The following is a 21360-nucleotide window of genomic DNA, read 5'->3' as shown; positions in this document are numbered from 1 at the left end:
AACATACTAACACAGTTTTGTATCTCTAGAGCCAATCTAACTCACAGGGCAGAAAATAGGTATTATTGAAAAAATTCATGCCAGATTAGAACACTCAAAGCTAGGGATAGAAATATGAACAGCCTCTTAGTTTTAGTCAGTATGCAATTTTGTGATTATCCCCCAGCAAAATACATAATAAAGAGTTTAATGAGGCGTTAATCGCCTTAGGCTTGGAGATCGATCCATACTAAAACCATTTCAAAAGTTGTTCATTTGCGGCATAGCTCTCTAAAAGAAGAAAAGCAAAAGCACACTGAAACTGAAGATTAGCAAAGACGGATGGACGGATGTTAGCTAACTAACTAAATTATCATTGATTCTTCGAAATTTATTTCTATCTATACCTACAGTTTTACATGCTTTATTCATAGTCATACCCTCATCTTGCATCAATCGCTGCACATCCTTTGCACGCTGTTCATCAAGTACTTCAGGGAGCAAATTGCAAACTAATAATTCATCAAAAAACTCTTCTTTCAGTCGACTAACTTGCTTACGGTCAACGTTAAACCAATTATAAACTTCAGCTTTCCCGCCATGTTTGATACCCAATAGTGCTTCAAAAATTTTAAAAGCCAGAGTCCTCCGCTCTTCTCTCTTTGCATCAAACTCTTGCTTCTTTTCCTTTAACTCTTTCAATGTGAATAGGTATTTTGTATCAATAGTGGCATTTGGGATCCACTTTAACAATGCTTCAGCACTGACAGTATCGGGAACGACAAATAAATTAGACGCTGTAGAAGTTTCCACACGCAGCGAAGTTCTAGCAAGACCCTGATACATTGGTGCATACTGTCTAGTGTGTCGTAAACACTCTTTAGCGGCTTGATAATCTATACCCACTTGCCGACAAAAGTATTTCAATGCATAAGATTGATCTGGATTCGGCAGTAAAGAGGCCATCCAAATGGCATGATGATGCATCTGATAGCTATTCTGACCGTGGCTTTGAGTCGAGACTTGAACAAAGTCGTCATGTCCACATTCACTTTGCTTGGCGACATTGACAAATATTAACGATTTGGTCTGTAGCTCTTTATTGTCATAGATTTCAGCTTGAATACTGAAAGTACCAAATTCCAATAGTTCAGTAAAAACGGTTTTGTCTAAGAAATAGTCTGGTATATCAGGAAAATCATAACCTTCTAATGCCGCACGGTTTGACTCGCCAAACGTCTTTGACCACTGCTTATCATCGCTTAACAAAGGTAAAATTGTTACATTTGTTTTGTCATGTATTAGCGGAATACCGGTGTTCTCGATTTGAACAATGCTCAAGTCATGATATTTGGTAAGTAAGAAATGAAGTAGGCCACCTTCAAAATCAGCGCTAGCAAGCCATACTTTTGGGGCGCTGTTAACCACTCGAACCATGTTACCTGTTTCAATGGCTCTATAAATCAACTTCGTCGTTTGCTCATGAGTTACTGTAGATTGGTAGATGTAGCCATGTTCTGAAGCCGCTGCGAAGTATAAAGAAGCCATTTCAGCAAGTTGTTTTTCCCTTACCTTGTGTCCTATTTCTTTATAGATATATGATTCTCGCTTTAAACTTCTGCCTTCCTCAAATAACAATTGTACGTTTTCTAAGCGGCTAGGAGTTATCCGACTATAGTGCGTTGTATTATCAGTATCACAAGCGACTGTTAACTCATTGAATCTTTGAAATTCGTGTGGGGGTTCATTATCGAAAAATTCTATAGTCGTGAATCTAACGGTCTGCTCTGGTGACTCATCAATGATGATCCATTTATCTGCAAGCAGTGTAGCATCTAAATTAAACAGTGCTGAATGCGTTATCAAAAGGCAGCCACAATAACCTTCAGTTAACACTTCAGTGATCATTGAATTGACTGACTCATTGATATCTTCGTCAAAGACGATCAATTGTTTACTGGATGATTCAAGACCTAACAGCCTGTTCGAATAAACTTCATTTAACACCTGCTTAGTCGGTGCTGCATAGATGATACATTGGTCAGGGTTGTCACTGAGCGCTGATTCAATTTGAGTAACAATATAACCTGTTTTATTGCCGCCACAGCGACCATTGATTAAATAGATGCTCTTGTTTTCTTCAGTGACTACTGTGTCAGCCAATGTTACTTCCTCATAAAATTCAAACGGTAAGGTTACCATTTTTTGTGATGGATAACCTTAACATGGATCACTAATCCATTAAGTGAGCAAGTCCACTAGCATCTAACTTTACATAACGCTGCAACATTCTAATGTCTTGATGACCAGAAATTTTAGCCACAATAACGTGATCTATCCCCTGTGAGATTAACTTGCTCAGCTTGTAATGCCTTAGGCTATGAACTACGCATAAAGGGCATCCCGCTTTATCAGCAGCGATTCTAAACTGTCTGGTTACATGATCAGCTTCAATATCGAATAGCTTGTTTTTACCCCGATTAATCGCCTCATTTAAGATCACACAGGCTTTTTTACTCAGTGGCACAACCCTATCTAAGCCATTCTTAGTATTACGTAAATAGATGGTTCGTTGATGCAAGTTAACATCTTGAACCGTGAGCTTAAGTATTTCACTGCGTCTACAGGCAGTTTCTGCCAGTAATTCTATGATTGGTTTCACATGAATTGGCAGTAAATCAATGATTTGCTTTAACTGAAAATCAGTAGGAATAAATTCCCTGACAGTGTTATCAACAGGTAAACGTACGTGTTTGAAATGATCATCTAATCGCATGCCTAAATCACGTCTGTACCAGTTCCAGCAGCGCTGTAAGGCACAAACGTCACGCTTTGCTGATGAGGGCTTAACCTTGGTTAATCGCCTGTCTATGAAGCTCCTAATGAGTTCAGGGCTAAGATCAACTAAACGATAAGAACCAAGTTCCACTTTTAAACGCTTGTATCGGTACTGTTCAGAATTAACAAATGCTTTCTGGTATTGGGCAGCATGACGGATGTAATAGTCAATCGCATGTGAAATCGAGCTGTGAAGATGAGGCGTTTTATTGCTTATATTATGAGCATTCATGCACTGTTCCTTTTTGTTCGTACAAAGTGACAGTGGAGAAGCCGTTTATTTCAGCGAGAGGATTTAATGTTTCAGTGAAATGTAGCGCAGCCCGGTAGCGCAGTAGCAAAACTTTATGTTTTGCGATTCAAGAGCTTGCCTCTTGCTGTCATCGTCAGGCATAAAAAAACCAGCAATTAAGCTGGTTCTTATGAATTTGGTCGGTATGAGAGGATTCGAACCTCCGACCCCTGACACCCCATGACAGTGCGCTACCGGGCTGCGCTACATACCGAAATTTGCACTTAATAGAACTGTATGACATCAGCTTAAGTACTTATTACTTAAGATGCTATCGAGTGGGGTTCACCTTAAGTGACGCAGACTGTAGCAATTGGATTCAATCAACGCAAGTGCTTAGTGAAGTCTGTTTGATCAACTGCTTAGTTTCTGGCCTGAATGGTGAAATTTTGCAATGCAGTGAGGCGGTTTGCCCGTTAAAGCACTCGCAACGCGCAGACGGAGATTTAAACTAAGACTTAAATGGCTCTGTAAATATCAAATAATGACGGATCTGCTAAACTAAATGCCATCCGCTATTCTGAGATAGCAGGTTGCTTTTTAAGCATAATTTACATGAAAGGGACTTATCATTGCTTTTACCATCCTTTAATGCCAGCCATTTAAAGTTAGCCACCCTACTCGGCCTACTCGGTCTTGTGATCAATATTTTTCCTATCCCACTATTTGCTAACGTACAGCTGATTTTAGGTAATGCGGCAGTAGTGATAGTGGCCATCCTGCTTGGGCCTTGGTATGCCCTTTATACTGCATTATTTACAGCTACAGGCTTGATGTTGGCTTGGTCCAGTTCCCATGTGTATGTCGTCTTTTTACTTGAGGCGTTGTGGCTGGGGTTTGCGCGGCGCAAAGATGTACCCATTCTGTATGCCAGTATTGGCTACTGGTTGTTAGTGGGCGTACCATTAATAAGCTTGTACTTATGGTTAATCACGGGCCTGCCAAATTATCACATCCCTTTTACTACGGTAAAACAAGCAGTTAATGGCATTTTATACGCTACTATTGGGGAACTTTGCGTTGTGGCGCTCCCTAGCTTATGGCATTTAAAAGATAAGATCGTCAATCACACTCGCCGAACCTTTAGTGCTCAGCTCAGCTATCTATTTATTTTAATCACCACGATTACTTTATTGACCTCATCCTTAATGTTTAACCAGTATTTTATGGATAAACAGCAGGATTTAATTAATAAAAATCTGAATGACACTGGCATATTCCTCGGTCACGCCACCGAAACCTATCTCAGTTCCAACACCAGTACCGTTGCCAGTATCGGTAAATTTCTTAGTATATCAGGAGCTCCATTTGACCAATGGCAGCTTATCCTCGAGAGTGTGCAAAGTCTTAAGCACAGCTTTACCGCTATGTTTATTGTCAATACACATGGGGAAATCGTCGCTGGGAGTCCACTCGATAAACTGAAAAAAATAGCACAAAAGATTAATGTGCAAGATAGGGACTTCTTTATCCAAGCTTTAACCCACCACAACACATTTGTGTCCCCCGTATTTGTTGCTAGAGGGCCAGATCAAGAAATTGTCATTGCCATCAGTACCCCTATTTTTAAAGAAGATTCAAATACTGCCATCGGCATTGTGCAAGGTAATCTAGACTTAAGTTATTTCTCTAGTATTGATAACCAAAATCAACATCATGAGACACAGTCCATCATTTTATTGGATGAGAAAAAGAACATCGTTTATTCATCCGAAAGACTTAGGCTCACCCCTTTAACTCCTTTTAACTTCAAAACGGGCAGCACTGAATACCGCACGCGATTAAAGCTGATGGATATAAATCTGCAGGAGGAAGCGGATCCCCCTGAATATATTTATGCTCACCATCAACTGAATAATGGTTGGCATTTATATGTTCTGGAGCCCTTTATCCCCCTTCTAACCTTAGCGCAAAAACAATATTTCAATACGGTAGGGCTACTGTTAATCAGCATGGTCGCAGCCATGATAATTGCTAAGGTAATTAGTCGTTTAACCACTACGCCCCTCGCCTTGCTGGCTCAGCATTTTAGTCAAACAAAAGATGGCAGTTTTAATGAGGAGAAGTTTGAGCATGGACTGCTAGACAACAGTACGCCTCAAGAAATCTATAGCCTGTACGAGAGCTTAGAAGCAAAACAACAAGCACTACTCAACAATCAACTCGAGTTAGAAGATAAAGTAAAACAACGCACTATGGCTTTAGAAATCGCCAACCGCAAATTAAAAGATATGGCGGAGCGGGATCCGCTCACTAACTTATACAACCGTCGTTATGCTGAAAAACAGTTCCTGCATATTCAGCATCTGTCTGAACGTAGCAAGGATACGATTGCGGTAGTGTTACTCGATCTCGATTTCTTTAAAAAAGTGAACGATACCTACGGTCATCTCGCGGGTGACGAATGCTTACGTGTCATGGCAGAGGTTTTATCAAATCACTTCAAGCGAGATGTCGATTTGCTTTGCCGTTATGGTGGCGAAGAATTTGCACTTGTATTACCAATGTGTAATGCCTCAAAAGTCGAGCAACACCTTAATGCTTTCAAAGAGAAACTTTCCAGCGTGGTCATCACCAACCCAACAGATCAAGTCACGTTTAGCGTGACCGTTAGCATTGGCGCCATCATTGCTGATGCCGCCTATAGTGCAAAACTGGATGACTGGTTAAAAGAGGCTGATGAGAACCTTTATAAGGCCAAGGAACAAGGGCGCAATTGCGTCGTTTGTACCCTAATCACATCCTAATTAGACATATGTGCACTTCGATATTGTTCAATTCGGTCCATCATATAGGGGAAAAAGGGGTTCCATTTTTGACGTAACATTTCTGAAGCAGGCACACTATAAACGCCTCGCTCACCACGGGAAGCGGCTGCGCCTATTTGTATGCGGGTTAGCTTCTCATTGCTTGACATGCCATATAGGCCATCATTTTCAGCAAATGGTAACGCAACATGGGAGAGTGAATACACGCCCGCCGGCCAATAAAGCGGGAGGTGTTTAATCTGAGGTAACGACTCATCCTGTGGCCTCAATCCAAATTCCCGAGCTTGAACCTGAGTCGTTTCGCTATTGATATTTTCAATCAGCGTGCCACGGTAATGAATGTTGTCAGAAGCTGTTGGTAACAAGGCGGGTAGTGGATCATTAGTCATTAACTTACTGTTGATAACGGTACGATTCATATCAAATAGCACTAATTCATGGCCCTTTTGCGGTAGCGTTTGATACAACAAACTCACAACAGCTGCGCTAGATACCGTTGCATCGGCAACGGATTGAAAGCTTAAAATCGATGGGATTTGTTCACGCTGCAAAGGCGTTAATCCGCTTAACAAACTCTGGTTACGTAACGCCAATTGGTAGACGACATCCCCGGCATTGACGGCAAAAGACATGTACTTGAAGGGATCGTATTCCATCTGAATACTATTCCATTGCAACTTATCTAAGTCGAGCAGGCGACCTATCCAACTTTGCCAGCGAGCCGCGGCCGCAATTGGAGCAAGCCCAATAGCTGGCGATATAAAAATCATCCCTGCATAATCGGGCGCTTTATCTTGATTAATCAGTTCAAGTTCATGGTTAAGTGCCACTGCGGCGCCCGTTGAAAAGCCAATAACAAATAACGGCTTACCTTTAAGCTCTTGTTTCATGTGCGCCGTTGCCAAATTCACTGCGGCGGCTAAGTCTTGCCAGTAAAGGCTCGTCAAACCACTAGGAATGGTGCCATGTCCAGGGAGTCTTAATCCAAGTACATGGGCTTTGCCCTTAAAATGTGCTGCCACGTTAGACATGGCATAGGGTGAATCTGACATACCATGGAGCAACAATACGCCAAAAGGCGCATTGGCTTTAGGCCATTCAAAACTGCGATTCCAGTTTTGTGGCCATCTCGCGGGATCGGCAAGGCTATTTTTAACATAACGATTGACTGGCGATGCATCTGCCGCCGACACTTTTTTGAGTACTTTGTTATCAACCTCGGCAAAGAGCTTATCTTCTAAGGCAATGTAATCACGAAAGTTATCAAGTTTAGTGTTGTAGTGGAATTCGTGTTTTAACTCAGTCGTGTGCCAGAGGGACAGATCGGGTTTAGCATTGAGAAAATAGATTCCAGTCACTAATAAGGCAACAGCAATCCCTAAACAGCCATAAAAGGCAGCGAAAAATAAATGTTTAGTTGAGCCTATGATAATGGCTTTCATTGCTGCCCCATGGTTCCGATAAAATACGCATGCAGATTATACGGTTAGATAAAAATAAACCTCAACATTCATATTTAAGATTTGTTTTGATGGCATTTTAATTGTCGCGATTAAGTTTACTTAGGTTAAGATCCGCGTCACTTTTATTTGATATTCGCAAATTTTACTTAATATGCATATTGGTCCAGCCACAGCGTCCTATGCGTTTTATCTCCCTAATCCCCCACTCATGCCTGAATATTGGCATTGGGAGCAGGATAACGCGATAGCAGAACTCATCGCCTTAAACGGTAACCACTGGCGTAAGATCTTCACCATTATGGCCAAAATTTGCGCCCCCAGTGAAGATTGGCGCCACTATCGCGACAACTTATTACTCAAAAAACACCAAATGCTCTTGATAGGTGCAAGTGCCCTATCGCCCCATGCCAGCATTCACATTGTGTGTGGGCAAGCTGCCGCGAAGCCTTTGGGATTGAGTACTGAGCTGTTCAATACACCACTATCAAACCGACAAACTGCCTATCAACCGCTGATGCATGCGTCACAGGGTAAGCTGCAAGATGTCACTGAAATAATGCAAACTTCCTCAGTACAGAAGAAACAAGTGCTACTCACGCCCTACTTGGATTATCGCCAATACTCTAATGCCCTGATTGCGCTTACGCGCTCGCATCTACAAAACGTATCTGCTTGATAATATTCTATAAAAAAGCACCCGGATAGGTCGAGTGCTTTAAAAGAAAACCTAGATAGCATTGCCTATGCCAAGGTTAGTGATAAAAATCAGTCGTAGATGGTTGGAATGGGCTGGCGCTTATGTTGGGTGGCCTTATAGATATTGATAAGCTTCTCTTCGACTGCCTTATCAACGACCTTCCCTTCGAGGAAATCATCAATTTGCTCATAGGTCAGCCCGAGCGCGACTTCATCTTCGAGTAGCGGTTTGTTGTCCTCTAAATCCGCCGTTGGCGCTTTATAAACTAATGACTCAGGAGCACCGAGATAGGCCGCTAATTGGCGCACTTGGCGTTTATTGAGGCCAAATAAAGGCGCGAGATCGCAGGCACCATCGCCCCATTTGGTATAAAAACCGGTAATGTTTTCGGCGCTATGATCAGTCCCCACCACTAAACCGCCGACTAATCCCGCTAACTCATACTGGGCAATCATGCGCATCCGCGCTTTAACATTGCCCTTAACAAAATCCACTTTCGCCTCATCCGGCATACTCAGTCCCGCCTCAACAAACGCACTTAAGGTGGCTTGATGCACGCCATCAACACCTTGATGCACATTTACTGTAACTAATTTTGATGGCTGAATAAATTGGCACGCTTGCTGAGCTTCATACTCATCTTTTTGGATTTGATAGGGTAAACGCACTGCAATAAACTGATAACCACCCTCGGGATGTTCACTATTGAGGCTATCAACGGCCAACTGGCATAAACGCCCCGCCGTCGATGAATCCACACCTCCGCTGATCCCTAATACCAACGCCTTACTGCGGGCCTCTTTGAGCTTGGTTTTAATAAACGCCACGCGGCGCTGCACTTCAAACTCAGGCTCAATCGCCTTGAGTACCTTCATTTCTCTTAAGATCTGCGCTTTCACCGAAAATTCCACCTTAAATATTCGCTGTTATTGGGAGCGGTAAACCGCCTAACGTTATCATTTATTTGCGCCTAAAAACAACAAGGGCAATAACGGTTTGCCGCTATTGCCCTTATTAACAGAAACCAATTCTGGTTTATCTTTCCCAGTAGGATTCTTCTAAGCTGTCTTCTCGCTCGGGTAAACCGCGTGAGAGACGCGGACTGTGCTGCGCTAATACCTCATAGGCCACGCGGTTAGCGTACTTACAAATTTGTGAGAAGGATGAATAACATAAGCCATCACGCTTATGCTTACTTGAGCCTGGCACGTTGGTCTTATGGAAGGTATTGGCCGCCAAGTCGTGCAATAACGCCGACAACGCGCCATCACCCGCACCATTGGTATTGCCTATTTTCTCCGGTCCACCCATGTAAGGGGAAATATGGGCATAGACTTTAATCGGATTTTCACAGTCACTCTTGAGCTTAGGACGTGAGAACTCATAACGGTTAAATTCAGGGATAGCACCTGGCAGCAGCGTATGAGTGGTCTCGCGCTTTTCGGCATCATCGGTATAACCTGCGGTATAAAGCCCGATTGGGCCAGCGGTGGTTAACACCATATCGCACCACTCGAGGGCTCTTTCGCTGGCAAGCAGCGGATCGCGAAACCCAGTTAACGCCTCGCCTTCATCTTCGTTCATCGCCAAAATGGTCACATGCTCTTGGATAAAGTTTTGCCACCAAACCGGATCTTCTTCGATTAAGAAGCGTGTGCCTAAGGTCAATACCACAGGGACTTCGGCTGCTTTGGCATATTCAATCGCGCACATGGCCGCATCGGTGATCCTGTCGCCGCCGCTGGCACGCATTAAATAGGCGGTTAATACCAAGGCAGAGCTGCCCTGTACTACGTCTTTATCAATGTATTCTGGGGTTAACTTATCCATCGCCCCTTTACTGATCGCGAAGGTACGCTCACCGCAATCAGAAATCAGCGTAAAACAACGACCTATGGGGCCATCGACGGGTTGCAGGAAGTTAAGGTCTACTTTAGAGGAGGTGTTGCAAAGATAACGGTAGGCGTAACTGCCGACTTCGATATTTTGACTCATCACCCCAAACAACACAGAGCGGTCATCGGCCAAAATAGAATAATTGTGCACTGTGTTACCAATAGTGCCGCCCGCAAACTCATCGCTGATCAAACCGTTTTGTTTCAGCTCGGTATACAGGGCGTGCGCTTGCTCATCATTGATAAGCGTCGAATTACCCTTGGGTAAACCATAACGGCCGAGCAACTCATCCTCTACCTTGGCTTCAATATCCACTAAGGTTTGATCGATACCGCTGATATAAGTCGCAAAAGGTTGAGGTTGCTGCGTTAATTGCTCAAGCAATGGGTCACGGGTTTTGACCGGAAAATAATGTTTCGATTTGCGCTGACCGGGAAACTTCATAGTGGCTCTCTTTTCCTGGCATCCATGCTAATGGGCATTACAACGAGCGTTGGCTCATTGTGTCCTAAAAATAATGAGTCTAGGCTAGAGAGATAAAAAATCCACTCCCGAGCCACAAAGGGCGCAGATTCTACCATAAAATCAGCATGAAACTAGGCCGTGTTTAGGTTTCAACGGGAGAAATTTACCGTCACTCTGCGCGTATCCAAGGTTGAGCTTGTTCTTGTACCAATTGCCTGAGCAGCTCGATATGGAGCTCATCATCATTTAAACAGGGAATAAAGTGATAGGCCTCACCACCCGCATGCAGGAAAGTCTCTTTACCACCAATCGAAATTTCCTCTAAGGTTTCGAGGCAATCGGTGGCAAAGGCTGGGCAAATTATATCAACGCTTTTCACGCCTTGGCGGGGTAAATCGGCCAGCAGTTCATCGGCATAAGGGGTTAACCACTCTTCTTTGCCGAAGCGGGATTGGAAACACACCTGCCATTGTCCATCGGTTAATCCCAGAGCCTGTGCCAGTAACTTGGCGGTAGTGCGACACTGCTCAGGATAGGGATCGCCTTCAGTGGCATACCGCAGCGGAATACCGTGGAAGGATAAAATCAACTTGTCAGCCTGGCCATGGGTTTTCCAATGGCGTTTAACAGAATGCGCTAAAGCCGCGATATAGGCTTCATGGTCAAAATACTGTTTGCTAAAGCGCAGCTCAGGAATATCGCGCACTTTAGCAAAATACTGCGCCACCGCATCGAACACGCTGGCGACAGTTGAGCAGGAATATTGCGGATACAGCGGCAGTACCACGATACGCTCGGCGCCTTGGGCTTTGAGTTTGGCAAAGCCGCTATCAATCGAAGGATTGCCATAGCTCATGCCGAGTTCAACGGGAATAGTTTGATTAAAGGTCGCGCTCAGATCCGTGGCTAATTTTTGTGCCTGCTGCTCGCTTATCACCATTAGCGGCGAGCCCTGCTCCGTCCACACACTCTGATATAATTTGGCCACCTTGGCGGGGCGGGTGTTAAGAATAATCCCCTGCAAAATCGGCTGCCACAGCCAAGGGGACAAATCGACGACCCGAGGATCACTTAAAAACTGTTTGAGGAATCGCTTAACCGCTTTGGGAGTGGGTTCATCGGGCGTGCCGAGATTGACCAATAACACGCCAAACGCAGGAGAGGGAGAAGTCAATGTGTTACCTTTTATCAGCCTAATACCTCGGCAGGCTAACATTCAGTTGCCAATAAAAAAAGCCTGCAATCGCAGGCTTTTTCTTAATATGAGAACTTGTTCTCGAATTTAGTGAATGATGCTTATTTCAGCACGCTGGCTAACTGTTCACTCACAGCCGCAACCGACTGAGTACCATCAAATTTATGGTATTGAGTGTGACCCGCCGCAGCCACTTTGCCATAGTATTCAACCAATGGCTTAGTTTGTTCGTGGTAAATGCCTAAACGCTTACGCACTGTGGCTTCTTCGTCATCTGGACGAATCGCTAAGTCTTCGCCAGTCACATCGTCTTTGCCTTCCACTTTAGGTGGATTGAATACCACGTGGTAAACACGGCCAGAACCTGGGTGAACGCGACGGCCGCTCATACGCTTAACGATTTCTTCGTCTGGCACATCGATTTCAATCACGTGATCAATGCTGATACCGTTTGCCGCCATCGCATCCGCTTGCGGGATAGTGCGTGGGAAACCGTCTAACAGGAAACCTTTAGCACAGTCGTCCTGTGCGATACGCTCTTTAACCAGTCCAATGATCAGATCATCAGAAACCAGTTGGCCTGCATCCATCACTTTCTTCGCTTCTAAACCCAGCGGAGTACCGGCTTTAACAGCTGCACGTAACATATCGCCAGTAGAAATTTGTGGGATACCATACTGTTCCATAATGAACTGGGCCTGGGTACCTTTACCGGCACCTGGGGCGCCCAATAGGATAATGCGCATCTCAAGAGTCCTCTTTTTCGCATTGATATTCTTCTTAGGGCGGCGATCTTCGCACATCTGACCGCCATTGAGAAGGCTTTTAGCTTCGACTTTAGCCTCAGAAACCGCAAATAAATCGCCGTTTTGTGGCAAATTTTATCCTTAGTAGAGCAAGGTATACAGCTTGCGACGGTACTGGTTAGCAAGACTATTACCTTGACCAAGGGCTGTTAAAATCTCCATAAAGACTTGTTTTATTTTGCCATTTTCGGCATTCAAGTCTTTAGATAACACACCGTATAAATGCGCAAGTGCTTCTTCATCGCGGTGAGCTGAATGCAAGGCTTTACAAAGTTCGAGTAATAACACTAAATCTTGCGGATTATGCTCAAACTTCTGCTGTAAATCACGAATTTCAGGCGTGTCTGCCGCATCCAAGGCAAGGGTTAATTTCGCCTTTAAGCTCTGGTAATAACCGTCTTGATAGGCAAGGCCAATCTGTTCGAGTAAAGTCTGCGCTTGGGCGAGTTCACCCTGCATCAAATACACATCGGCGAGCACCAAACTCACCTCAGCAGCATGATTTGAGGCGCTATAGGCGTCTTTCAGCAACACGGCCGCAGTGGTTAAATCCTCCGCCGATACTTGGCTTAAGGCTAACAAGGCTTTGGCTTGCTCAAGCTGCAATTGCCATAACGGAGGCAAGTGTTTCTCCAGCATAGCGCTCACCTGCGCCGCCTCCTGCATGCCCGCAAAGCCATCGATTGGTTGGCCCTTATCGAGCACTAAGGTGGTCGGCAGTGCTTGAATGCGGAAATAGTTCGCGATTTCCAGCTCAGTTTCACAGTTCACTTTCGCCAGCACAAAACGGCCAGCATGCTGGGTGGCAAGTTGCTCGAGTGTTTGCACCATGGCAACACTCTGCGGCTGTGGCTGGGCCCAAAACACCATCACCACCAGTTGCTGCATTGAAGCATCAACCACTTGCTGAATATTGTCTTTCGTTAGATCGAGGATATTGTCCATGGTTTTCCTTCCTCCCAAACTGGCACCTCTACGGGGAAATGCCCTAGGGTAATGCGACTCGCGCTGCCTAAAACGGAATCGGGGCACTTGTGTCTCGACTCAAGTGCCCCGAATGTCTTACTTCAGGCTTGCCATTAACATTTGGTTCATCAGCTTAATAAAGGCCGATGGGTCCGCTAGGCTGCCCTTCTCCGACAATTGCGCCTGTTGCAATAACAGATTCGACCAATCGGCAAAGGCGGCTTCATCCTGAAGATCGTTCAACCGCGACACTAATGGGTGCGCAGGGTTGATCTCAAACGTCGGCTTGACCTCTGGCACTGGCTGGCCGGCAGCCTGCATCAGTTTGATCATTTGGGTCGACATTTCACCTTCACCCGTGACCACACAGGCTGGGGTATCGGTTAAGCGTGAAGTGACTTTCACATCGGCCACGCTAGCACCTAATGCCGCTTTAATGCGTTCAACCAAAGGCGCAGACTCTTCGGCGAGTTTCTCCTGCGCTTCCTTCTCGGCCGCATCTTCCAGCTCACCTAATTCCAGCTCGCCACGGGTCACAGAATGCAGTTGCTTCTCTTTGTATTCGGTTAAGTGATTGATTAACCACTCGTCGATACGTTCTGACATCAGCAACACTTCGATGCCTTTTTTACGCAGCAGTTCTAAGTGTGGGCTGTTAGCCGCGGCTTCGTGGCTATCGGCAACGATATAATAAATCTTGGTTTGGCCTTCCTTCATGCGACTGATGTAGTCATCGAGTGACACAGTTGGTGCCGCGCTGCCCGTATGGGTCGACGCAAAACGCAGTAAGCCTGCAATACGCTCACGGTTTGCAAAGTCTTCCGCTGGACCTTCCTTCAACACTTGACCAAATTCGGCCCAGAATTTTTGGTATTTTTCCGCATCGTCTTTTGCCAGTTTTTCCAACATACCCAGCACACGCTTAGTGATACCGGTGCGCATCGCTTTGGTGATGTGGTTGTCCTGCAAAATCTCGCGGGACACGTTCAGCGGCAGATCGTTTGAGTCAATCAAACCCTGCACAAAGCGCAGGTAAGATGGCATAAACTGCTCAGCGTCATCCATAATAAACACGCGCTGCACAAAGAGTTTCAGGCCATGCTTACGGTCGCGGTTCCACAGATCCCACGGCGCTTTTGAAGGGATATACAACAGGTTAGTGTATTCCTGCTTACCTTCAACGCGGTTATGACTCCACAGCAGAGCGTCTGTGTAGTCGTGGGAAATATGCTTATAAAATTCTTGGTATTCTTCGTCAGTGATCTCAGACTTATTACGCATCCACAGCGCGGTCGCCTTGTTCATGACCTTCCAATAGCCTTCGGTTGCAGGAATTTTTTCACCGTCTGGGCCATCGCGCTCAGGGGTGCCTTCCTGCCACATTTCTACTGGGATTGAAATATGGTCTGAGTATTTAGTGATGATGGAGCGTAGGCGCCACTCATCGGCAAACTCTTTCTCTTCATCACGCAGGTGCAGGGTAATTTCAGTACCACGGCTCGCCTTGGTGATAGTTTCAACGGTGAAGCTACCCTCACCTTCCGATTCCCACAATACGGCTTCATCGGCCTTATGGCCGGCAGCACGGGTACGAACGGTGACTTTTTTCGCTACGATAAAGGCGGAATAGAAGCCCACACCGAATTGACCGATTAGCTGCGAATCCTTTGAGGCTTCACCAGAGAGGTTTTTAAAGAATTCAGCGGTGCCCGATTTGGCGATCGTACCTAAATGCTCAATCACGCCATCGCGGGTCATACCCACGCCGTTGTCTTCGATGGTCACAGTGCCTTTTTCTTTGTCTGCGCTGATACGCACACGTAGCTCACCGTCACCTTCGTATAACGCGTCGTTGGTTAACGCAAGGTAACGCAGCTTATCGGCCGCATCCGCAGCGTTAGAGACCAGTTCACGCAAGAAAATTTCTTTGTTGGAATACAAAGAATGGATCATCAAATGCAACAGCTGTTTGACTTCAGTTTGAAAACCATGAGTTTCTTGTTGTGACATGAAATTTTCCTTATTTGTTACGCAATTTGGTTAAAGCAAACGCTCAGTGCTTTATAAAATGGGGCTGCAAATCCACTTTTCAAGGGGGGAGATAAAATCACAGATCAAATGGCGAAAAATAAGGCAGTATCAAACCGAAATTACGCTATCCCTATGTCAGAATTAAGAAAGGAATATTAGACCTAGACACGCTAGGGCGTGTTCGCTAAACAAATACAGCCATAAAATAAAAACCCGCGAGCACTGGGCCAGCGGGTTTACTCTTTAGGCCATCACAGGCTACAGCGGGATACGCCCATTGAAGGACAGCGCTAAGGTGGTGCTGTCGACATATTCCAGTTCGCCACCCACGGGCACGCCGTGGGCAATGCGGCTGATCAGCACCTTGTGGCGCCTTGCCATATCGGCGATAAAGTGGGCTGTGGCCTCACCTTCAACCGTAGGATTAGTCGCTAAAATCAGCTCAGCAACATCGCCAGAGGCTAAGTGACGCTCTAATAGCGCCAAGCCTAACTCTTCAGGCCCCACGCCATCGAGGGGAGATAAATGGCCCAGCAAAACAAAATAGCGACCCGTAAAATGTCCACCTGCTTCAATGGCTAACACATCGGCTGGCGTTTCGACCACACAAATTGTCGAAGACGAGCCGCGTTTATGGCTAGCACAAATCGGACAGAGGCTTTCTTCAGTGTAGGTTCGGCAAGACTGACAATGACCGATATCGCTCATGGCACTCGACAGCGCCGAGGCTAATTTAAGCCCAGCTTTTCTATCGCGCTCAAGCAATTGAAACGCCATACGTTGAGCCGATTTCGGCCCAACCCCTGGCAAACAACGCAGGGACTGAATTAACTCGTCAAGCAGGGGACTAAATTTCATTGTCTATCTCAATTAAAATGGCATTTTCATGCCTGGTGGTAATTGCATACCGCCAGTCACTTCGGCCATTTTGGCTTTTTGGTTTTCTTCGATACGACGCGCGGCATCGTTACAGGCTGCCGCGATCAAATCTTCTAACATCTCTTTATCGTCTTCCATCAAGCTTGGATCGATTTCGACTTTACGTACTGTGTGTGAGCCAGTCATGGTGACTTTAACCAGACCCGCACCTGATTCACCGACCATTTCCATGCGGGCAATTTCTTCCTGCATTTTTGCCATTCTTTCTTGCATCATCTGGGCTTGTTTCATCAGATTGCCCATACCGCCTTTTCCAAACATAGTCATTTCTCTTCTATTAGGGTTAGTCGCAAGCTTTTAAGCTGGCTAATCTTACTGAAATAAATGGGATTGGCAATCAATGCCGATATCCCATCGCTAAACTTATGATCTTGATAGCGAGTTTTTAACAAACTCTGCCACTCCACGCAGCATATGCACAGAGGAAATATTACTCGGGCTCAGGTAACGCAGGAATAAGCCCGCTGCGCTGATTTAACAGTTCAGGCGGATAGAGCAAGCTATCCTTCTCAAGCTCAGCCCCAAAGCGGTTAATCAGCCATTGCACATTGTCATCCATTATTAGCGACTGCTGCGCCTGTTGCAGTAACTCTTGGTGAAAACGTTTACGCATCTCTAAGGGCGTCTCCCGTGAAGGATCGGTTCCTATGACCACCTCAACCTGCCTTGGGTTCCCAAGGGCTGCGGTTAAGGCTTGCTCGAGTTGCTCAATGGCCACCTGCGCCGCCAAGTGTTTCTGATCGGGTTTTAACAGTAATGGCAAAGGGTTAGCCTGCACCTGACAAACCGAGTTTACCGCCAACTGACGCACACGGCCGCCAATCTCTAGGCTCGCCATGAGCTTATACCAGTGCAAGTCTAAGGGATGCCCTGTAATCGATTGCGCCAGCGCTAATGCGGTGGATGACGCCGATGAAACCGTCTCGCTTGGCGGTGACTGTTGGGTCCGTTGCTGCGTCTGTGATAATTCCTGTGTCTGAGACGGTTGCAGCACGGTATTTGCTTCAGTGCGTTGCAGATCAGTCTTAATCTCTTCCACTTCGGTATCGATTGTCGAGGTTTGAGCCGAAGCATGCCCAGATACTGCCGCACCAACTGATTTTTGCGGCGCGCTCACACCACTTTGTAGGTGTGAGCTAGCAGCCAATGAGCTTGCCTCATCCATTGCCACGACAGGCGCCTCTTCCCATGGCGGGCGATCGTTTGGATCAAACTGCGGAGTCGGCGTGACATTGGATAGTGACTCAAGATGGATCTCGGCCTCGAAATCGTCGTCAAAGGGCAGCTCAAAGTCGTTATCGGACTCATTAATGACAACTTGCGGCTCGATAGAAGCATCAACTGAAGGCGTTTTATGTGTTGGCGCGTGAGAGACTGGAGCAGTATGCGCACTCTGGCTCGGGGTTTTAAGCTTAACTTCCGCTGCCGACTTTTTTCCATCACCTTCCTTGGTGCTGAGCACATCAAGATCGGATAACAAAGAGTCACGCGCCGCTAATACCGCCGATAAAATATCGTCATCATCGAGGGACACTGTAGTTGAAGCCGGAGGAGTTGTTGAAGCCAGAGGGCTTGTTGAAGCAGAGCTTTCGGCAATAGACTGCGACTTTTGTGTTGGTGTAGCAGACGTTTGAGCGGTATGTCCATGAACAGCAGACTCATGCATAACATGGCTATGATCAATAGACTGAGCACTGTCGCGATTAAACGAATTATCTTCTATATCAGAGAATGCGCCCTGCTCCTCAGATATAAATTGCGCATAATCATCTTGATATGCATCCAGCGGCGCGGCGGCATAATCGTATTGCCCGTAAGACTCAGCTGAATAAGTATCAGGCGTTAACTTATCTACACTTTCGTTAACACTCGTTTGAGTCTCTTCCTCGACATCATTTTCATTAGATAATGCCACTGTAGGTTCTGTTAACTGGTTGGCGTAAGGCTTAAGGTTAACACTAGCGGTATCAACAACCGCGGCTTGATGATGTTCAGCATCAATATTTGATGCAGGCATAGAAACAGCACTTACTTCTGTCTCAGTATTCGATACAACATCCACATTTGCGCCAAAGCCCTGACTTTGGGCTTGACTTAAAATCACTTGCTGCTCGGCAATCAATGCAGCATTGAGCACTAACGCTTCATCAACCTCATCCTCATCGACAGCTAAAACATCCTCATCGGATAAAGTTTGTTGCGATGCTTCGACGAGTGAAGTCGTAGCAAGCGCAGACGTTGCTGCAACTTGTGGCAAAGCTTGGGAATCAACGGCGGAAGTTAGCGAAGTTTTTTTTTCAGCCACAGCCTGATTAACCGTCTGTTCTACCGCGGGCATATTTGATGCGGGCGAAGCAGACATTGGCTGCTGAGAAGGCAAACTTACCTTAGCTGGGTCTTCGACTTGCCAACGTTTTACTGGCTTTTCGGGAACAAATGCCACCGCTCGCAGCAGCGCCATTTCGAGGCCCGATTTAGGATCCGGCGCATGGGGTAAGTCTTTACGGCCAGTCAGTAAAATTTGGTAATACAGCTGCACTTGTTCAGGCGCTAACTGCTCGGCAAAGGCCTGAATTTGCGCGCTGTAAAGGGATTGCTGTGCGGCGGCTGGCGCAAATTGAGTCAGGGTAATCTGATGCAGTAATTCCAGTAAACTGCGCAGCACTTCTTGGGCGTCCGCGCCATAGGCGAGCACCTGTGCGCAGCTTTGCATCAAGACGCCAATATCGGCATCGGTTAAGGCTTTGAGTAAGCCCAGCACATGCTGCTCATCGATGCTGCCCAGCATAGATTGCACTTGATTAAGCATTACCGTGCCGCCACCGAAGGCGATGGCCTGATCGGTCAAGCTTAAAGCATCACGCATGCTGCCATTGGCCGCTTTGGCGAGCAGAGTTAGGGCTTCGTGCTCAAAGGGCAATTGCTCTTGGGTTAAAATATGCTGTAGCTGAGTGCCAATTTCCTGCTGGGTTAAACTCTTTAAATTAAATTGCAAACAGCGGGATAACACAGTCACCGGCAGCTTTTGCGGATCAGTGGTCGCCAGCAAAAACTTCACATGCTCTGGCGGTTCTTCGAGGGTTTTTAGCAGCGCATTAAAACTGCTGCGGGAAAGCATGTGTACTTCGTCGATCAGATAAACCTTAAAACGGCCTCGGGTCGGACGATATTGCACATTATCTAAGAGTTCACGAGTGTCATCGACTTTGGTACGCGAGGCGGCATCGACTTCAATTAAGTCGACAAAACGGCCTTGGGCAATTTCGACACAGCTGCCACACACACCACAGGGGGAAGCCGTTACGCCCTTCTCACAGTTAAGACCTTTGGCAAAGAGACGCGCCAAACTGGTCTTGCCCACGCCGCGCGTGCCCGTAAAAAGATACGCATGGTGTAAACGTTGCTGGGTTAACGCATTGGTTAATGCGTGCAACACATGACTTTGGCCGACCATCTGTTCGAATGTGGCAGGGCGCCATTTTCTGGCTAACACCTGATATGACATGGAACTCCCCAATGTGCATGACAAGAATGTTGGTACAAAAAAGGGGATCGCGCCCCGAGATAGTTGCAAGATAACATGTCAATTAACGACATGCCATTAAACTATCCCTAGGCGCCTTTGGCTGAAGAATTATTCGCCTTCAAACTCACAAAGTTTAACCAACTCAAGACCTAAGGCAGTTAAACGAGCCTCACCACCTAAATCAGGTAACGAAATCACAAAGGCGGCATCTTGCACTTCACCACCGAGTTGGCGGATAAGTTTTACCGTGGCTTCGATAGTACCGCCCGTGGCCAGCAAGTCGTCAACCACTAGCACTTTGTCGTTAGCGGTAATCGCATCGGTATGGATTTCAAGGCTATCGTGGCCATATTCCAGCTCATAGCTTTGGCTAATCGTCGCGCGTGGCAGTTTACCTGGCTTACGAACTGGCACAAAACCAATACCTAATTCCAACGCCAAAGGTGCACCAAATAAGAAACCACGGGCTTCGGTACCCACAATCTTGGTAAAGCCTTTGTTGCGGTAATGCTCAACTAATAAATCAATAGTCGCTTTATAGGCTGCAGCATTTTCCAGCAGACTGGTCACATCGCGAAATAGAATCCCTTCCTTAGGATAATTAGGAATGGTTTTAATGCTTTGCTTTATCAAGGATAAGGTTTCTGTATTCATAGCCATTTAATTTAACTTAATCGTTTCGCCACGCTTATTGCTGGCAGTAAAAACAAAACGTCCACAGCGAGTGTGGACGAGCTTTAATAATTCGCACAAAGCTTATGCCGCTTTGGTTTGAGTTGCAACTAGCAGCGTATTCAAGTGACGAATTGGTTATCAATTTGTGCCTTAGATCAAATGTACTTAGGATTCGATTTCAGGAATCGTTTTCAGATACCAGAGAAGCCCGATTGCCATGGTTAACAGCAACAATTTTACCCATACGATTGGCACAACAAGAATACTGACACTAAAACTGAGACCAGAGAGTAGCATAGCTCTGCGTTTAAGGCCTGGGCGCATGGCTCGGTGCTCTTGCCACTGGGTGAGCGCATCGGCAAACCAAGGATGTGTCATTAACCACTGATGTAAGCGAGTGCTTGAACGGGCGAAGCAAAAAGCGGCGAGTAAAATAAACGGCACCGTCGGTAACAGTGGCACGATAATACCTAGCAGTCCAAGGCCCAGCGCAAGGCAGCCTATCAATAAAAACAAACCACGTTTCAATATCATAGCGTGTAAATAATCATAGTGTGTAAATGCCTCGAACCTCAAAAACAAAAGCCACTCTCAGAGTGGCCAGTAGTATACTCAATTTGAGATTAAAACCTGCTTAAATTAAGCCTAATTGCTTTAACCAAGTCAGGCTTGCTGGTAGTGTCGGCAACAGTAAGACTAAAATAAAACCAATAAAATACATAACGTTAAATGGGTCTTTAAATGGCTGACTGCTCATTACAGCTCCTCAAATGTGTGCGTAGATAAGTGCGCGGGAATCATACAGTGATTAAGATCACAAAACG

General features: G+C 46.0%; 17 protein-coding genes and 1 tRNA gene. 2 read left to right on the top strand and 16 right to left on the bottom strand.

Annotation, left to right across the window (positions count from 1 at the left end; all coding sequences use genetic code 11):
- Positions 1-336: 336 nt before the first annotated feature.
- The 3 genes from MMG82_RS12800 to MMG82_RS12790 form a co-directional block, all read right to left on the bottom strand.
- On the bottom strand, positions 337-2142 hold the full coding sequence (locus MMG82_RS12800; RefSeq protein WP_241406932.1) for a hypothetical protein: 1806 nt from the start codon (positions 2140-2142) through the stop codon (positions 337-339).
- A gap of 70 nt (positions 2143-2212) precedes the next feature.
- Positions 2213-3049 carry a site-specific integrase gene (locus MMG82_RS12795; protein WP_241406931.1) on the bottom strand — a complete coding sequence of 279 codons (837 nt, stop codon included), beginning with the start codon at positions 3047-3049 and terminating at the stop codon, positions 2213-2215.
- 197 nt (positions 3050-3246) lie between these two features.
- Positions 3247-3323: transfer RNA gene (locus tag MMG82_RS12790), tRNA-Pro, on the bottom strand.
- 358 nt (positions 3324-3681) lie between these two features.
- On the opposite strand from MMG82_RS12790, the gene MMG82_RS12785 reads away from it, so the two are divergent.
- Complete coding sequence (locus tag MMG82_RS12785; RefSeq protein ID WP_241406930.1) at positions 3682-5856, top strand: diguanylate cyclase; 2175 nt, start codon at positions 3682-3684, stop codon at positions 5854-5856.
- Here MMG82_RS12785 and MMG82_RS12780 read toward each other — a convergent pair.
- Positions 5853-7319: an alpha/beta fold hydrolase gene (locus MMG82_RS12780; protein ID WP_241406929.1), complete on the bottom strand. Its 1467-nt coding sequence runs from the start codon at positions 7317-7319 to the stop codon at positions 5853-5855. The two genes, MMG82_RS12785 and MMG82_RS12780, sit on opposite strands and share 4 nt — an antisense overlap.
- A 172-nt stretch (positions 7320-7491) precedes the next feature.
- Here MMG82_RS12780 and MMG82_RS12775 point away from each other — a divergent pair, with 172 nt between their 5' ends.
- Entirely contained in the window at positions 7492-8016 is a 525-nt protein-coding gene (locus MMG82_RS12775) for a hypothetical protein (RefSeq protein WP_240292114.1), read from the top strand.
- A gap of 89 nt (positions 8017-8105) precedes the next feature.
- Here MMG82_RS12775 and nadE read toward each other — a convergent pair whose 3' ends face one another.
- The 12 genes from nadE to MMG82_RS21600 all read right to left on the bottom strand — a co-directional run bounded on the left by nadE (position 8106) and on the right by MMG82_RS21600 (position 21293).
- Positions 8106-8936 (bottom strand): ammonia-dependent NAD(+) synthetase, encoded by an 831-nt coding sequence (gene nadE, locus MMG82_RS12770; protein ID WP_241406928.1) that lies wholly within the window; start codon positions 8934-8936, stop codon positions 8106-8108.
- 136 nt (positions 8937-9072) lie between these two features.
- Positions 9073-10377, bottom strand: a complete 1305-nt coding sequence (locus MMG82_RS12765; RefSeq protein WP_088585710.1) for an inosine/guanosine kinase — start codon at positions 10375-10377, stop codon at positions 9073-9075.
- 190 nt (positions 10378-10567) lie between these two features.
- On the bottom strand, positions 10568-11614 hold the full coding sequence (gene hemH, locus MMG82_RS12760; RefSeq protein ID WP_055647122.1) for a ferrochelatase: 1047 nt from the start codon (positions 11612-11614) through the stop codon (positions 10568-10570).
- 80 nt (positions 11615-11694) lie between these two features.
- Entirely contained in the window at positions 11695-12339 is a 645-nt protein-coding gene (adk, locus tag MMG82_RS12755) for an adenylate kinase (RefSeq protein WP_037417813.1), read from the bottom strand.
- Between the two features lie 141 nt (positions 12340-12480).
- Positions 12481-13344 (bottom strand): tetratricopeptide repeat protein, encoded by an 864-nt coding sequence (locus MMG82_RS12750; RefSeq protein ID WP_241406927.1) that lies wholly within the window; start codon positions 13342-13344, stop codon positions 12481-12483.
- 117 nt (positions 13345-13461) lie between these two features.
- The gene (htpG, locus tag MMG82_RS12745) at positions 13462-15375 is read right to left on the bottom strand and encodes a molecular chaperone HtpG (protein ID WP_241406926.1); all 1914 of its coding nucleotides are present in this window, start codon (positions 15373-15375) and stop codon (positions 13462-13464) included.
- Between the two features lie 279 nt (positions 15376-15654).
- On the bottom strand, positions 15655-16254 hold the full coding sequence (recR, locus tag MMG82_RS12740) for a recombination mediator RecR (protein WP_047536785.1): 600 nt from the start codon (positions 16252-16254) through the stop codon (positions 15655-15657).
- A gap of 12 nt (positions 16255-16266) precedes the next feature.
- Complete coding sequence (locus tag MMG82_RS12735) at positions 16267-16596, bottom strand: YbaB/EbfC family nucleoid-associated protein (RefSeq protein WP_047540411.1); 330 nt, start codon at positions 16594-16596, stop codon at positions 16267-16269.
- 169 nt (positions 16597-16765) lie between these two features.
- Complete coding sequence (gene dnaX, locus MMG82_RS12730) at positions 16766-19840, bottom strand: DNA polymerase III subunit gamma/tau (protein WP_241406925.1); 3075 nt, start codon at positions 19838-19840, stop codon at positions 16766-16768.
- A gap of 129 nt (positions 19841-19969) precedes the next feature.
- Complete coding sequence (gene apt / locus MMG82_RS12725; RefSeq protein WP_023265726.1) at positions 19970-20521, bottom strand: adenine phosphoribosyltransferase; 552 nt, start codon at positions 20519-20521, stop codon at positions 19970-19972.
- A 180-nt stretch (positions 20522-20701) separates the two neighbouring features.
- A complete protein-coding gene (locus tag MMG82_RS12720) occupies positions 20702-21070 on the bottom strand; it encodes a YbaN family protein (RefSeq protein ID WP_037417764.1) in 369 nt (122 codons plus the stop codon).
- A 100-nt stretch (positions 21071-21170) separates the two neighbouring features.
- Positions 21171-21293, bottom strand: coding sequence for a hypothetical protein (locus MMG82_RS21600; RefSeq protein ID WP_011072094.1), 123 nt, complete (start codon positions 21291-21293; stop codon positions 21171-21173).
- Between the last annotated feature and the right edge of the window lie 67 nt (positions 21294-21360).

The sequence above is a fragment of the Shewanella sp. MM_2022_3 genome, assembly GCF_022557375.1.
Taxonomy (GTDB): Bacteria; Pseudomonadota; Gammaproteobacteria; order Enterobacterales; family Shewanellaceae; genus Shewanella; species Shewanella xiamenensis.
Note: the sequence above shows the minus strand (reverse complement) of the source record. Positions and strands in the feature narration are given on the sequence as shown.